Origin of the sequence: Kocuria sp. CPCC 205235 (genome assembly GCF_040980905.1) — a bacterium.
GTDB classification, from domain to species: domain Bacteria; phylum Actinomycetota; class Actinomycetes; order Actinomycetales; family Micrococcaceae; genus Kocuria; species Kocuria carniphila.
On the sequence record NZ_JAVKPR010000003.1, the window covers coordinates 190,927 to 205,552 of the forward strand.

Consider the following 14,626-nt stretch of genomic DNA (forward strand, 5'->3'; position numbering starts at 1 on the left):
CATCACTGCTGGTCGCAGTCACGACACCCGATGCCGGCACCCACGTTACGAAGAGACCTCAGCAGTGCTGGGCCGTGTCCCTATCAGCGGTCAACGCGTGTCTCTCGACCGGGCGGCAACACCCCCCGGACCATGGATGGCAGGGCAACAAAGCCATACCCGGCCGAGCGACCAGACCCCCCGACTATCGGGGGTACTCACAAGGTAACGGGTGTCCACGACCAGCGGCAGGCCGGAATCGTCGAACACTCGGATGCGGCGCACGATCACCGGGATGTGGTTCGCGGCGGCCTCGAGCACCGTGATGGGGAACCCTTCCCAGCGCGCAGTGTGCAGGTAAACGTCCGCGGTCTTGAGCTGCTCCTGTACTTGTTCGTGGGAGATCCAGCCGGTCACCTTGATGCCGTAGTCGCGGAACAACTGCTCCACGTCCTCGTCACCGCCACCGACCCAGATGGGGGCCACGCGGAATCCGGCATCGCGAATGGCCTGGACCGTCTCCGCGAAGAACACCGGGTCCTTCTGGGCCGTGAGGCGACCGGCACCGGCCAGGACCAGCGGTTCGTCCGCACCCTTGGTGGGCTTGCGCACCGAGTCCGGTTCGGCCACGTTGGGCACGTAGACCGTGCGCGGGGACACCGGCCCCCAGTGGGCCACGTTGTTCTCCGCCTTGGAACAGCCCGCCAGTACGTCCGTACGTGCGGCCAGGGCACCTTCGAGGGCCCAGAAGCCCAGGCGGGTCAGTCGCGAATGGTCCAGGCGAGAGAACGACCACGCGTGCGGCGTGTACACCTGCTTGATGTGGGCCAGTGCGGGGTCGAAGTACTTCTGTACCTTGCGCCGCAGTGGGCCGCGCTCGGCCAATTTCTCGGCACGGAGACGACGCCGCCGCTGGCCTTCGCGCAACAGGTCACCGTGTCGCTCGGCGCGGGTGGTGGGGGCCCCGGGGGTGCGCAGCGGGGACAGCGTGTCCACCGGTTTACGCGGTAGGTGCCCCACGGCCAGGCGCGCATACACACCGGCGTAGCTGGAGTGGGAGTGGATGACATCCGGGTGGATCTCGCTGATGGCCCAGCGGGTGGCTTTCAAATTGGCCAGGTGGCCGCCGGGAAGGAAACGCACGGACGCGAAATCAGTGTCCCGCTCGTCCTCGAGGTTCACGGCCTCCGGGCGCAAGTGGCACAACAGATGGTGATCGCATTCCGGGGTGGCCCGGGCGTAATCGCGTACCGCCGCGGCCACTCCCCCGCCGAACGCCTCGACCACGTGCAGCACCACGGGCCCGCGCGGCGGCTCCGGATCGTGGGCTTCTCGATGCGGAGCCGGCAGGGTGCGCGTTCCATGCCGAGCACCGGGGTTCTCGCGGCGCGTCGGCTGCATCAACGTGCCCGTGGCAGGCGAACTGGAACCGGTCATCTATATCCCCCTGATGAAACGCGCACCGCTTATGGGTCAGCGGCGTGCCTGGTCAGCGTGGTGAAAACACGCAGGTCAAGGGATCCCCACCCGTATTTATGACCCTCGACATTCCCCCGCCGCGGTCTTTTTCAGTCTAGGTTTGAGCACGTGATCGGCAGTGCCCTGGGGGCAAACTGACTGTCCGATCTTTAGCGGACAGCCCAACTCCGGCTTCTCTCAGGTGTCCGGTTTGGTCTTGGGCCTAGGATTGGTTGCGCTGGCCACAACGCGTCTCGCGTTCATCGATTTCAAGGAGAACCATGTCTGTTAACGCCTCCACCACCGTCAAGGCTCCGCTGGAGACCGTGCTCAAGACCTTTGTCGACGAGGCCTTCGTCCGGCACGTGAGCGACCGCGCGGGTACGCAGCTGGAATCCTTCGAGGTTTCCGGTGACACCAACACGGCGTTCACCGTGACCACCGTGCGGACCATGTCCGCGGACAAGCTGCCCGATGTCGTCCAGAAGTTCGTCAAGGGTGCCGTCAAGCTCAACCAGGTGGACACCTACGACGCTCCGGCCGCCGATGGCTCCCGTAATGCCCGCACCGAGATCAAGGCTCATGGCCTGCCCGTGGGCGCCAATGCCACCCAGACGCTGAAGCCCACCGGCGAGGAGACCGTGATCGACGTGGCGGGTGACGTGGTCGCCAACATCCCGCTGGTCGGCAAGAAGATCGCCGCCGCCGCTGAGCCCTACATCGGCAAGGCCCTGACCCTGCAGGCTCGCGCCGCGGAGTCCTGGATCGCCAAGCACTGATCGGTCAGGCACTCGGTAGTAACCGGGGGTCGCTCCTGCGGCCCCCGGTTTTTAGTTGGTGAGGCTATATGATGACCCAAGATATCCGCAGATCGAATGGAGTTTGGCGTTGAATGTGGCCGTGAACAATCCGTCACGCGCGGGCAATCCGGGGGCGTTCCTGAGGCGTGACACCACGGGCGGCCTGCTGTTGCTGATCGCGATGGTGGCCGCGCTCGTCATCGCCAACTCACCGCTGGGTGACTTCTATTTCGGTGTGCGTGACGCTCACGTGGGCATCGGTGTTCCCGGTTTTGATCACACGGTGGGCGAATGGGCCGCCGATGGTCTGCTGGCCATCTTCTTCTTCCTCACGGGCCTCGAGCTCAAAACTGAATTCGTCAACGGCGAGCTGCGCAATATTCGTAAGGCCATGCTGCCCGTGGTCGCCGCCGTGGGTGGCGTGATCATGCCCGCGTTGATTTATCTGGGCATTAATATTGCGGCCGGCGCGGAGGAAACGGCCATGCACGGCTGGGCCATCCCCACGGCCACGGACATCGCCTTCGCCGTGTCCGTCCTGGCGGTCGTGGGTTCGGCCCTGCCCACCGCCATGCGCACCTTCTTGTTGACGCTGGCCGTGGTGGACGATTTGATCGCGATCATCATCATCGCGTTCGTGTACACGGAATCCGTGCGCGGCCTCTTCCTGGGCTGTGCGGCGGTACTGCTCATCATCTTCTGGGTGCTCACTCACAAGTACGCCAACTGGTTCATGGCCAAGCACTGGGCGGCCTGGGTCATCCTGCTGCCCCTGGGCGTGGCCACGTGGTGGTGCGTCTACGAGGCCGGCGTGCACGCAACGATTGCCGGCGTGTTGCTGGGCTTCATGGTTCCCGTCATGAAGACCACGCCCCGCGTGATCCGCCACGAGGATCCCGAGATGGGACTGGCCCCCGCCCTGGAGCACCGCTTCCGCCCTCTCTCCAACGGTCTGGTCATCCCGATCTTCGCGTTCTTCTCCGCCGGCGTGGCCGTGGGTGGTATCGACGGCATCAAGTCCGCTGCCGCGGATCCCGTGGCTCTGGGCATCGTCGCGGGTCTGCTGATCGGTAAGCCCGTGGGCATCTTCGGTGCGGCTTGGCTGATGGACCGGTTCAGCCCCGCAGAGAAGGACAAGGACTACACCTGGTTCGATTTGTTCGGCATGTCGTTCGTGGCCGGTATCGGTTTCACGGTGTCCCTGCTCGTGGCCGAGTTGAGTTTCGGCATCGGCAGCCCCCACAACGATCATGCAAAGGTCGGCATCCTCTTCGGCTCCATGCTCGCCGCGATCATCGGTGGCAGCCTGCTGCTCGCCCGCAACGCCAAGTACAAGAAGGTCCGTGCGCACGGCGTGGACCCGGACGTCTACGACAACTAGGTCCCGCGCGACCGGGCCTCGACAGCACAACGAAACGGCCGGTGAGAACCTCAAGAGTTCTCGCCGGCCGTTCGTCATGTCAGGCTCGCGGGCTGCTGGCGCATTCCCGCGTCCGTCAAGCTAGTTCGCTCGAGCCTTCGACGCCGCCTGGTTCACCGCGTCCTCCACGGCCACCCAGCTGAGCATTGCGCACTTCACGCGCGCCACGAATTTGGACACCCCCGCGAAGGCCGCCGCATCACCCAGGATCTCCTCGTCCGGAGCCACCTGGCCGCGCGATCTGAGCATCTCGCGGAAGTGCTCGATCATTTTCCCCAGCTCGGACAGACTCATCCCGGGTGCCATGTCCGACAACACCGACGCCGCCGCCATGGAGATCGAGCAGCCCTCGCCGTTCCATTCCACGGCCTCCACGGTCGGGTTCTCCCCCTCCGTCACCGCCACGCGCACGGTGATCTCGTCGCCGCACGTGGGGTTGTACTGGTGGGAAACACCGCTGCGTTCCCCGGCCGAGGACACGTCCTGGTCGGTTTCGCCGCTGCGCTTGTGGGAGTGCTCGAGGATGATCGTTTGGTACAGCTGGTCCAACTCTGCGCTCATGCGCCCTCCGCCCGGAAGTAGCCGCGAACGCGCGAGAGCTCGTCAAGGAAGCGATCGACGTCGTCGGTGGTGTTGTACAAATAGGTGCTCGCGCGCGTGCTGGCCGTGAGGCCCAACTCGCGGTGCAGCGGCTGCGCGCAGTGGTGGCCCACGCGCACGGCGATACCGGCGACGTCCAGCAGCTGGCCCACGTCGTGTGCGTGCACCCCGGCAACATCGATGCTGGCCAGGCCCACGCGCTCAACGCCCGGTTCGGGACCGAGGAGGCGAACGCCGTCGATCTCCGTGATCCCGCGGGCCAACCGACCCCCGAGCTCGGCTTCCCACGCTTCGATGCGGTTCATGCCGATCTGCTCGAGATAACGAACGGCCTCGGCCCACGCGACGGCCTGGCTGATGCGCTGCGTGCCCGCCTCGAAGCGGACGGGCGAGTCGAGGTAGCGGGCGTGCTCCGTGGTGACCTTGGTGATCATTGAGCCGCCGGTGAGGAACGTGGGCAGTGCGTTGAGCAACTCGCGGCGTCCGTAGAGCGCGCCGATGCCCGTGGGGCCCAGCATCTTGTGGGCGGAAAACACCGCGAAGTCCACGCCGAGGGCCGGGAAGTCGATGGGCATGTGTGGCACGGACTGGCACGCGTCCAGCACCGTGAGTGCGCCGACTTTTTGGGCCTCGGCCACGACGGCGGGCACGTCCGTGATCGCGCCGGTCACGTTGGAGACGTGCGTGAAGGCCACGAGCTTGGTGCGGTCGCTGAGTGTGTTCGCGACCGCCTGCGGCGTGATCAGACCGCGTTCGTCCACGGGGACCACGCGCAGGGTTGCGCCGGTCCGTGCGGCGAGTTCCTGCCACGGGATCAAGTTGGCGTGGTGCTCGGCCTGGGTCGTGACGATCTCGTCACCCGGGCCCATCCGGAAACGCTCCGCGTTCTCCGACCCGTTGGAACCCGCGGCCGCGTTGGACATCGCGTAGCTCAGCAGATTGAGGCCCTCGGTGGCGTTGGACGTCCACACGAGGGAATATGGATCCGCGCCCACGAAACGCGAGACCGTGGCGCGAGCATCCTCGAAGAAGTCCGTGGCCTCCACGGCCAGGGTGTGGGCACCGCGGTGAACGGCGGCGCGGTGGCGCAGTGTGAAATCCCGTTCCGCGTCGGCAACCGGGAGCGGGACCTGGGAGGTCGCGCCGGTGTCGAGGTAGACCAGCGGATGACCCGCCACCTGTGTTTCGGTGAGCAGCGGGAAATCCTGCTTCAGCTGCAGGACTTGCTCATTGTCCAGGGGGGTAGTGGTCATGACTCCTTCTCACGAGCTGTCGCTCATCGGCTAATGGACTGGCCGTCTCCACCGTAGCCCCGCGCGTGGACGGTGACTAATGGTGGTTACGCCAGATTGAGCGCCCGAACTCAGTTGGGTTACGCGGCTCCGATTCCGAGCGCCGCACGCGGGCCGTGACCCGCCTGGCGTCACGACAATTTGGCATGGAAATGCTGCTGCGTGTCGACCAGACCCTTTTCGGTCAGCATCTCCACGGCGTCGGCGGCATCGCTGATCAGCAGGGGCAGTTCCTTTGACTCCGCGCCGGAGAAACGCTTGAGCACGTAGTCAGCGGTGTCCATTCGGCCGGGAGGTCGGCCCACGCCCACCCGCACCCGCACGTAGTCCTTGGTGCCCAGCGCCTTGGTAATGTCACGCAGCCCGTTATGGCCGCCTTCTCCCCCACCGCGCTTGAGCTTGACGGCACCGTACGGCAGGTCGATTTCGTCGTGCACGACCACCAGGTTGTCCAGATCCAGGTCGTAGTACTTGAGCAAGGAGGACACCGGTCCGCCGGACGTGTTCATGTAGGTCAGGGGCTGAGCCAGGACGAGCCTCGGCGCTCCGGGACTCATCCGCGTTTCCGCTACCGCGGCGCGAGTCCTATGGGCGGACAGCTTGGCCCCGGCACGGCCGGCCAGTTCGGCCAGCACCATGGCACCCGCATTGTGTCGAGTCCCCGCGTAACGGTCGCCGGGATTTCCCAACCCCACCACCAATGTGCGATCAGCCACGAAGGGCCTCCTTCGGTTCGTTCTTCAAGTCGTTACAGCGCCGTCACGCTGTCTCTGGATATGACGCCTATCGCGCGCGTCACCGGTGCCCACCCCTCGCCCACTCAATGCCTCCGGGGGCTCGCGTACACGGAACCCGCGTTCACGAAAACACGGCGGCAGGCACCCGTGGGTACCTGCCGCCGCGTTCGATCACTTCACTGCGCCGCCCGTGCAAGGCCGCGCGGGTGAAGAAATACTTACTCTGCGTCCTCGGCGGGGGCCTCTTCGTCAGCGGCTTCCTCGCCCTCAGCAGCCTCTTCGCCTTCTTCCGGCTCCTCGCCCAGGTCCTGCTGGACCGGCTCGGAGACGTTGATGACGAGCAGTTCCTCGTCCGAGATCAGTGCCACGCCACTGGGCAGGGTGATGTCCTTGGCGTAGACGTGCTCGCCCGGCTCGAGAGCGTCGATGTTGACCACGACGTACTCGGGGACCTTGAGCGCGTCGGCCTCGATGACCAGAACGTTCTCTTCCACGTTGTGCACGGCGGTCGGTGCGACCTCACCCTCGACGTGAACCGGGATCTCGACCTCCACGCGCTCGCCGCGGCGCACGGTGAGCAGGTCAATGTGCAGGATCTCGGGACGCACAGCGTGACGCTGAACTTCCTTGATCATGGCCAGGTGGCCGTCACCGTCAACGTTGATTTCGAGCACAGCGTTGGGGTTACGGGAAGCCAGCATCATTTCGTGGCCGGGCAGGACCACGTGCAGGGGCTCGGCACCGTGGCCGTAGATCACTGCGGGGATCTGGTTGTTCTGACGCACGCGGCGGGCGTAGCCCTTGCCGAACTCGGTGCGCAGCGTACCGGGAATGTTGATGATATCCACCATGGTGGGACTCCTTAGATTGTGGGTTATCGGCTCGTCACCACACTGACCGCCGAATGGCACTCGCACCAATCGTTGAACCGGTCAGCAAACCGACGTGGTGCGGTACCGCATGGCGCTCCCGTTCCGTGAGGTCACGGGAGTTCACGATCCCACCAGCCGTCGTCGATAACGGGGCAGCAAAATACGCCACCCCCTCGCCTTGGCAACTTTCCCAGAATACCACGGGTCCTTATCTCCCGAACCGCTCACAGGCTCGTCCCCCGTTATGTACCCATATGTCCTGGACAGGGGCCGTTCGCGGGTGAATCACGCTATCGTGGGAAGCGTGAATCTCGGGGGAGATTCCACGGTGCGGCCGCCTCACTCATCACAGCCGTACCGACGCGGTGCAAGTTTTTATGCACTCTCGTCGACCGTTTTCAGGGGGAGGGACCGACGATCATGTTCAAGGGGCCAACAGTGCGCCACACGCAAGCGTTGTGGCGTGAGAAATACCAGCAGACTCTGCGGATATCCGATGCCCTGGCGTTAGCGGTGGCGTTGGCGTTGAGCCAATTGATCCGTTTCGGCTTGGGCGACGGGTTTCTCCCGCTCGAATCAATTCCCGTTCCGTATTGGTTGGTCGGTGTCATTCTCGGACTGGGTTGGTGGGCCTGGTTGGAGTTGCGCGGCACGCGCGGAGTCCGTTTGATCGGTAATGGTGTCGAAGAAACCAAACAAGTGGTCACCTCCACCCTGGTCCTTTTCGGCGCGATCGCTATCGTGTCCTACGCCTTCGACATTCCGACGGCGCGCGGTTACGTCCTCATCGCCCTCCCGCTCGGTCTTCTCACGTTGATCAGCGGCCGCTTCGTGGCACGGCACAACCTGATGCAACGGCGCTTCAAGGGCCAGGCTATGTCCCGCACCATGATCATCGGCCGTTTCCCCGGCGCCGTGGAGATGGTGGATGAGCTCCAGCGCCGCCCGGATGCCGGTTTCAAACCGGTGGCCGTGTACATGCCGCGCTCACGACGGGACGTTCCCGAAGAACTGGCTCACGTCGAGATGCCGGTCAATACGTTGGAACACGGTGTTCGTCCCAGCGTGGCCGGAATCGTGCAGGCGTGCTGCGAGAACCGCATCGAGACCCTGGTCATGACCGCATCGGTACCCCTGAGTACGCGCGAGATCCGCCACCTGGGGTGGGCGCTGGCTGATGAGCACATCCGATTGGTCATGAACACGGGCCTGACCGACATTGCAGGCCCCCGCATCCACACGCAACAACTGGCCGGGCTACCGCTCATCCACGTGGCCACCCCGCGTTTCACTCGGTCCAAGAAGATGATCAAGCGCGGCACCGACATCGTGGGGGCGTCTTGTGCGCTGCTCATTCTGTCGCCCGTGTTGCTCGTACTCGGCCTGATCGTCAAGATGCACGACGGCGGTCCTGCCTTCTTCGCACAGGAGCGAGTGGGCATTGACGGCAGCCGGTTCAGGATGCTCAAGTTCCGTTCCATGTATGTGGATGCCGAGGAGCGAAAGGCCGCGCTGCTGGTGGCCAACGAGTCGCAGGGTGGTGTGCTGTTCAAGATGAAGGACGACCCGCGCGTCACCCGCCCCGGAAAGTGGATGCGGCGCTACAGCCTGGACGAACTCCCCCAGTTCTTCAACGTTTTGGGCGGCTCCATGTCCCTGGTAGGTCCCCGGCCTCCTCTGGCCTCCGAAGTGGACCGGTACGAGAAGCACGTCTACCGCAGACTCCGGGTGCGTCCTGGTATCACCGGCTTGTGGCAGGTCTCCGGTCGCTCCGATCTGGATTGGGAACAGTCCGTCCGGTTGGACCTGTACTACGTGGAGAACTGGTCCCCGGTTCAGGACATGATCATTTTGTTACGGACCTTCAAGGCGGTTTTCGCCTCCGACGGCGCCTACTGACCGTCTTCTCGACGGACCGTCACCGTGCCGTCGACACTTCCTCGTGGCCCTTCACTGCCTTGCGCGGTGAAGGGCAACCTCGGTTAAGTCCCGGCGAACCGGTCGTGTACGAAACCGAAAATTTGCAGCCTTGAAATGCTTTCGTGATCGATTCTCGAAAATTAATCCATTAATTCCCTGAAAGTTGTTTAGAATCTTGATGCCTCCAATGCCCAAGCGCCCCCGCGCACCATCCCCCAGTTAGGCAATTCGTGTGATCTCCCCCCGAAAGACAGCCCTGCCCGCTGCCGTTACCGCGGCTATTCTGGCATTCACCACATTCGCTCCGGCCATTGCTGCCGAAACCCCCACTGAGAACCTCGATCCCGACCGCGGCAACGTGGTGTCCGTGGAAACCGAAGAACTCGACACCGTGGTCAAAGATCCCAAGCTTCCGAGCGCACCGCCCAAGACCGGGGATAAGAACCCCGGCGCCACCATGGGTCAGCGCATGAAGTCAATGGATGAAACCACCAACCTGTCCCCCGAGTCCGAAGCGGAACTCGAGCAGGTCGAAAAGGAACTCGACACGAAAACCGCCCCGGCGGCGTCGGCGTCGGTCGGTGCCGTGACCCCGGAAACCCGGGAGAGCCCGGAATCCGATCCGTCCAGCACCCAGACAGTGGGCCCGGCTGGTTCGATGTCCCTGATGATCCAGGCCAACACGTGGCGCCCCGCGGGCATCATGGGAATGGACGTGTCCGGTTGGCAGCCCACCGTGAACTGGAGTGCCGAGTACTCCAAGGGCGCGCGCTTCGCGTACGTGAAGGCCACCGAGGGAACCGGTTACAAGTCCCCCTCGTTCGCGTCGCAGTACAGCGGCTCCTACAACGTGGGCATGATCCGCGGTGCGTACCACTTCGCCCTGCCGAGCGTGTCCTCAGGTGCGGCCCAGGCCGACTACTTCGTGAACAACGGCGGAGGTTGGTCCGCGGACGGCAAGACCCTGCCCGGTCTGCTGGACATCGAGTACAACCCGTACTCGAGCTTGGGCAACACGTGCTACAACATGTCCCAGCCGCAGATGAACTCGTGGATCAAGTCCTTCTCGGACCGCTACAAGCAGCGCACCGGCCGCCTGCCCGCGATCTACACGACCACCGACTGGTGGCGCACCTGCACGGGTAACACCGCGCAGTTCAACACCCACCCGCTGCACATCGCCGCGTACAACACCACCGGTGCCGGGGCCATGCCCAACGGTTGGTCCACGTACGACATTTGGCAGTTCTCGGCCTCGGGCCCCTTCTCCGGTGACTCCAACCAGTACCGCGGATCCTGGGCCCAGTTGCAGTCCATGGCCAGCTCTCGCAACTACAAGCCGCTGGGCGGTCGCGCGCCGAGCACCAATGCGGTGAACCAGTCTTACTCGGTGAGCGGCGGTATCGGTTCCATTTACCGCGCCACCGGCGGTGCCGCCAAGTGGGGCCAGGCCGTGACCCCGGAGCGCGCTGCCGCTTCGGGTGGTCGCTACCAGGAGTTCGTGCGCAACGGCGTGAAGGCCACCGCGTACTGGCACCCGCGTACCGGTGCCCACATGGTGCGCAACACCTCGAGCATCGGCAACAAGTTCGTGCAGACCGGTCGCGAGCGCGGACTGGGCTTCCCGTCCACGGAAGAGCGCTCCATCTCCGGCGGTGCCTACCAGAGCTTCACCACGGCCACCGGCCGCACCCACAAGGTCATGTGGACACCGTCCACCGGTTCCAACACCATCAAGGAGTATGGGGCCATCGGTAAGTTCTGGAGCAAGCGCGGTCATGAGCGCGGCTACGGGTTCCCCGTGACCGACGAGTACCGCGTGGGCAACCAAGTGCACCAGCGCTTCTCCAAGGGCTACACCGTGCGCTGGTCCTCCGCGACCAACCACGTGTGGGTCACCCGCTAAGGGTTCCACCCGCCAGACATGAAAAAGCCACCCGCCGGATTCCGGCGGGTGGCTTTTTCATGTCACGGTTCAGGGGAACCGGACGCGGATCATGCGGGTCAGGACCGGCCGTTGAACAGGCTGGTCACCGAGCCGTCCTCGAAGACTTCCTGGATGGCACGCGCGATCAACGGTGCGATCGAGATGACCTCGAGGTTCTCGAACTGGTGCTCCTTCGGAACCGGCAGGGTGTCGGTGACGACAACCTTCATGGCACCACAGTTGGCCAGGCGCTCCACCGCGGGGTCCGAGAACACCGCATGAGTGGCGGCAATGATGACATCCTTGGCGCCGTTGTCCCGCAGCACGCGGACAGCGCCGGTGATGGTTCCACCGGTGTCGATCATGTCGTCGATAAGCACGCAGGTACGGCCCTCGATGTCGCCCACGACCTGCTTGGACTCGGCCTGGTTGGGAACGTTGATGTCACGCGTCTTGTGGACGAAGGCCAGCGGTGCACCGCCCAGACGTTCGGCCCACTGCTCGGCCACGCGCACACGGCCGGTGTCCGGGGACACCACGGTCACGTTGGACTCGTCCACCACGGAACGCACGTAGTCGCTCAACAGCGGGATGGCCATGAGGTGATCCACGGGGCCGTCGAAGAAGCCCTGGATCTGCGCGGTGTGCAGGTCCACGGACATCAGACGGTCAGCGCCGGCGGTCTTGTACAGATCAGAAATCAGACGAGCGGAAATGGGCTCACGACCGCGGTGTTTCTTGTCCTGGCGGGCGTACGGGTAGAACGGGCTGACCACGGTGATGGACTTGGCCGATGCGCGCTTGAGCGAGTCGATCATGATCAGCTGTTCCATCACCCACTGGTTGATGGGTGCCGGGTGGGACTGGATGAGGAACGCATCCGCGCCACGCACCGACTCACCGAATCGCACGTAGGTCTCACCGTTGGCAAAGTCGTACGCGTCGGTGGGGACCAGTTCGGTGCCCAGTTCGCGCGCGATGTCCTGCGCCAGCTGCGGATGTGCACGACCCGAGAGCAGAACCATGCGGTTCGACCCCGCATTCGTAATTCCGGTCATGTGAACTCGCTTTCCTCGAAATGCTTGATGGAGCGCTGGTCGCGTGTCTCGTGCCCGGTTCAGGCCTGGGATGCGCGGTCAGAGTTTTAGGAGCCGTTGGACGCTTCCGCAGCCTTAGCGGCATCGGTTCCGGGACGGTGCTTCTGCACCCATCCTTCCACGATGACTTGATTCCCCTCGGTGAGGGCCAGTGCGCCGGCGGGCACGTCCTTGCGGACGGTGGTGCCGGCACCGGAGTAGGCGCCGTCGCCAATGGTCACGGGCGCAACGTACATGTTGTCCGAGCCCATGCGCACGTGGTTGCCCACCACGGTGCGGTGCTTGTTGACGCCGTCGTAATTAACGAACACGGAGGCCGCACCGATGTTCGAGTGCTCGCCGATCGTCGCGTCGCCCACGTAGGACAGGTGCGGGATCTTGGAGCCTTCGCCAATGGTCGAGTTCTTGGTCTCCACGAAGGTGCCGATCTTGCCCTTGGCGCCCAGCACGGTGCCCGGACGCAGATACGCGAACGGACCCACGGACGCGCCCGCACCCAATTCGGCGTCGCTGCCGTGGGTGCGGATCACGGTTGCGCCGTTGCCCACGGTCACGTTGGTGAGGGAGGTGTCCGGGCCGACGACGGCGTCCTCGGCAATTCGCGTGGCACCGTGCAGTTGAGTACCGGGCAGGATGGTGACGTCCTGCTCGATCTGCACGGTGTCATCGATCCACGTGGTACCCGGATCAACGACCGTCACGCCGTTGGCCATGTGCATCTTGAGGGTGCGCTTATTGAGGTATGCGCCGAGTTCCGAGAGCTGCTCTCGGTCGTTGGCACCCTCGAGCTCCATGTAGTCCGTCATCTTCAGGGCGTCCACGCGGTGGCCCGCGGCCCGAGCGAGCTTGGGAACATCCGTGAGGTACTTCTCGGCCTGAGCGTTGTTGGTGTCCACCTGGGCCAGGGAATCGCGCAACACGGCAGCGTCGAAGGCGAAGATGCCGGAGTTGACCTCCACGACCGCGCGCTCTTCCTCGGTGGCGTCCTTGAATTCCTTGATCTCCGCGAGCTGGCCGTTCTCGTCCCGCAGGATGCGGCCGTACTTGCCCGGAGCGGGGTGATCCGCGGTCAGCACCGTCACGGCGTTGCCGTGGTCGCGGTGGTAGGTCACGAAGTCCTGCAGGGTCTGTGCGGTGAGTAGCGGAACGTCGCCGTACGTCACGACCACGGTGCCGGACACCGGAGCTTCACGGTCCAGAACTTCCAGACCCGCATCCACTGCACTGCCGGTGCCGGGAACGTCCGACTGGTCGGCAATCAACACACCGGAATCCAGCTCATTGATGTGCGCTTCCACGAGGTCCCGCTGGTGACGAATGACCGCCACGAGCTGCTCCGGGTTCAGTTCCCGCGCGACTTTGAGGGCGTGCCCCACCATGGAACGACCCCCGATCTCATGCAAGATCTTGGGGGTCTTGGACTTCATGCGGGTGCCCTTGCCTGCGGCCAGGACGATGATTGCTGCGGGGTTGGACCCGCCGGTCGCGGCGCTCTGATCGGCCGCGGTATCGACGATGCTCACTGAGCTAACTCCTCGTGGTTGCTCGTCAGGTGGTGGAACCCATCTGCACCTGGGTGGTTCGTACGTTCCGCCACTAGGACTCGAACCTAGACTCACGGCTCCAAAGGCCGGTGTGCTGCCAATTACACCATGGCGGAAAGGTCGTCACTGCCGTGACAACACAACCGTGCACCACACGGGATGCACGGAAAATTACCATAACATTTCCCGAACTTCGGTCAGTGCGATCCCGAGCAGTGTTCCACCGTGACCACGCGGCCGTTGGCCATGGCCTCCTCGAAACCCGGTAACGCCTGGGCGAGGTGGCGGGTCTCCCCCGGCTCCAGTCCGCGCACGAGCACGGGAGCGCGTTTGGCTGCACGCTGCACGAATCCCCACGCATCTGCGTCGGACTGGCCTGCTCCTCGAGAGCGGGACACGTCCCAAGCGAGTGAGGTGACCTCGGGTTCGGTAACGTCCAGGGTGTCCTGATCGAATTCTCGGTCCAGGAGTACCAGGAGCATGACCACTTCGTCCACGGTGGTGTGGTTCTGCATGAGCAGTCGCACGTCCTGAGCCGAAGCCGCTTCTGCGAGCGCGGCCACCATGGAGTACAGCCGTTGCCGCTGTCGACCGCGGTGGGTGACGCCGCCCAACGCGAGCACGAGCGCCTGGGCGCCCACGCCGTGGGCCAGGACCAGAGCGGCGTCGGCCTCGGCGATCACGCCCTCGTCAGGCATGTCCTCGTCCACGGACACCGGTGCGCGCAGGATCAGCGGATCGGCGCCGGCCTTGCGCAACTGATCGCCTGCCTGGCGACGCACCATACTTCCCATGTGGAGACCCACTGGACGGTCCGCGCCCAGCGTGATTTCCACGGGCCCCGGGTGCTCGCGAACATGTTCGACGGCGCTCGCCAAGTCCTGGGGAATATCCAAAACCGTCCCGGCCACGGGGGCGGTCACGTAAGTCTCTTGCATGGGTCAAGTCTCCCACGCCAATCTGGCACTTCTCCCGGATGA

General features: G+C 64.4%; 12 protein-coding genes and 1 tRNA gene. 4 read left to right on the forward strand and 9 right to left on the reverse strand.

Annotated features, from left to right (window positions below; all coding sequences use genetic code 11):
- Positions 1-90: 90 nt before the first annotated feature.
- Positions 91-1,416: a glycosyltransferase family 4 protein gene (locus tag RF638_RS03735; protein ID WP_368841464.1), complete on the reverse strand. Its 1,326-nt coding sequence runs from the start codon at positions 1,414-1,416 to the stop codon at positions 91-93.
- A 302-nt stretch (positions 1,417-1,718) separates the two neighbouring features.
- On the opposite strand from RF638_RS03735, the gene RF638_RS03740 reads away from it, so the two are divergent.
- Positions 1,719-2,216, forward strand: coding sequence for a DUF2505 domain-containing protein (locus tag RF638_RS03740; RefSeq protein WP_095796800.1), 498 nt, complete (start codon positions 1,719-1,721; stop codon positions 2,214-2,216).
- Between the two features lie 121 nt (positions 2,217-2,337).
- A complete protein-coding gene (gene nhaA, locus RF638_RS03745; protein ID WP_254049260.1) occupies positions 2,338-3,618 on the forward strand; it encodes a Na+/H+ antiporter NhaA in 1,281 nt (426 codons plus the stop codon).
- A gap of 120 nt (positions 3,619-3,738) precedes the next feature.
- Here nhaA and sufU read toward each other — a convergent pair whose 3' ends face one another.
- From sufU to RF638_RS03765, 4 genes are all read right to left on the reverse strand, one after another.
- Positions 3,739-4,218, reverse strand: a complete 480-nt coding sequence (sufU, locus tag RF638_RS03750; protein ID WP_095796802.1) for a Fe-S cluster assembly sulfur transfer protein SufU — start codon at positions 4,216-4,218, stop codon at positions 3,739-3,741.
- The gene (locus RF638_RS03755) at positions 4,215-5,510 is read right to left on the reverse strand and encodes an aminotransferase class V-fold PLP-dependent enzyme (RefSeq protein WP_095796803.1); all 1,296 of its coding nucleotides are present in this window, start codon (positions 5,508-5,510) and stop codon (positions 4,215-4,217) included. The genes sufU and RF638_RS03755 overlap by 4 nt, the downstream gene beginning before the upstream one ends.
- 170 nt (positions 5,511-5,680) lie before the next feature.
- Positions 5,681-6,265 carry an aminoacyl-tRNA hydrolase gene (gene pth / locus RF638_RS03760; protein ID WP_129702280.1) on the reverse strand — a complete coding sequence of 195 codons (585 nt, stop codon included), beginning with the start codon at positions 6,263-6,265 and terminating at the stop codon, positions 5,681-5,683.
- A gap of 239 nt (positions 6,266-6,504) precedes the next feature.
- Positions 6,505-7,137 (reverse strand): 50S ribosomal protein L25/general stress protein Ctc, encoded by a 633-nt coding sequence (locus RF638_RS03765; protein ID WP_095796805.1) that lies wholly within the window; start codon positions 7,135-7,137, stop codon positions 6,505-6,507.
- A gap of 441 nt (positions 7,138-7,578) precedes the next feature.
- On the opposite strand from RF638_RS03765, the gene RF638_RS03770 reads away from it, so the two are divergent.
- Positions 7,579-9,057, forward strand: coding sequence for a sugar transferase (locus RF638_RS03770; RefSeq protein ID WP_368841465.1), 1,479 nt, complete (start codon positions 7,579-7,581; stop codon positions 9,055-9,057).
- 253 nt (positions 9,058-9,310) lie between these two features.
- Complete coding sequence (locus RF638_RS03775; protein WP_129702285.1) at positions 9,311-10,984, forward strand: GH25 family lysozyme; 1,674 nt, start codon at positions 9,311-9,313, stop codon at positions 10,982-10,984.
- A gap of 98 nt (positions 10,985-11,082) precedes the next feature.
- On the opposite strand, the gene RF638_RS03780 is transcribed toward RF638_RS03775, so the two are convergent.
- The 4 genes from RF638_RS03780 to RF638_RS03795 all read right to left on the reverse strand — a co-directional run bounded on the left by RF638_RS03780 (position 11,083) and on the right by RF638_RS03795 (position 14,584).
- Positions 11,083-12,063: a ribose-phosphate diphosphokinase gene (locus tag RF638_RS03780; RefSeq protein WP_095796808.1), complete on the reverse strand. Its 981-nt coding sequence runs from the start codon at positions 12,061-12,063 to the stop codon at positions 11,083-11,085.
- An 86-nt stretch (positions 12,064-12,149) separates the two neighbouring features.
- Positions 12,150-13,529 (reverse strand): bifunctional UDP-N-acetylglucosamine diphosphorylase/glucosamine-1-phosphate N-acetyltransferase GlmU, encoded by a 1,380-nt coding sequence (glmU, locus tag RF638_RS03785; RefSeq protein WP_254049278.1) that lies wholly within the window; start codon positions 13,527-13,529, stop codon positions 12,150-12,152.
- Positions 13,530-13,690: 161 nt separating this feature from the next.
- A tRNA-Gln gene (locus RF638_RS03790) sits at positions 13,691-13,762 on the reverse strand.
- 81 nt (positions 13,763-13,843) lie between these two features.
- Positions 13,844-14,584 carry a hypothetical protein gene (locus RF638_RS03795; protein ID WP_259913777.1) on the reverse strand — a complete coding sequence of 247 codons (741 nt, stop codon included), beginning with the start codon at positions 14,582-14,584 and terminating at the stop codon, positions 13,844-13,846.
- Between the last annotated feature and the right edge of the window lie 42 nt (positions 14,585-14,626).

What these genes read in the sequence shown, in the direction of transcription:
- RF638_RS03735 (WP_368841464.1), bottom strand. Translation starts at nt 1,416, where the DNA reads ATGACCGGTTCCAGTTCGCCTGCCACGGGCACGTTGATGCAGCCGACG.
- RF638_RS03740 (WP_095796800.1), top strand. Translation starts at nt 1,719, where the DNA reads ATGTCTGTTAACGCCTCCACCACCGTCAAGGCTCCGCTGGAGACCGTG.
- sufU (WP_095796802.1), bottom strand. Translation starts at nt 4,218, where the DNA reads ATGAGCGCAGAGTTGGACCAGCTGTACCAAACGATCATCCTCGAGCAC.
- RF638_RS03755 (WP_095796803.1), bottom strand. Translation starts at nt 5,510, where the DNA reads ATGACCACTACCCCCCTGGACAATGAGCAAGTCCTGCAGCTGAAGCAG.
- RF638_RS03765 (WP_095796805.1), bottom strand. Translation starts at nt 7,137, where the DNA reads ATGGTGGATATCATCAACATTCCCGGTACGCTGCGCACCGAGTTCGGC.
- RF638_RS03770 (WP_368841465.1), top strand. Translation starts at nt 7,579, where the DNA reads ATGTTCAAGGGGCCAACAGTGCGCCACACGCAAGCGTTGTGGCGTGAG.
- RF638_RS03780 (WP_095796808.1), bottom strand. Translation starts at nt 12,063, where the DNA reads ATGACCGGAATTACGAATGCGGGGTCGAACCGCATGGTTCTGCTCTCG.
- glmU (WP_254049278.1), bottom strand. Translation starts at nt 13,529, where the DNA reads ATGAAGTCCAAGACCCCCAAGATCTTGCATGAGATCGGGGGTCGTTCC.
- RF638_RS03795 (WP_259913777.1), bottom strand. Translation starts at nt 14,584, where the DNA reads ATGCAAGAGACTTACGTGACCGCCCCCGTGGCCGGGACGGTTTTGGAT.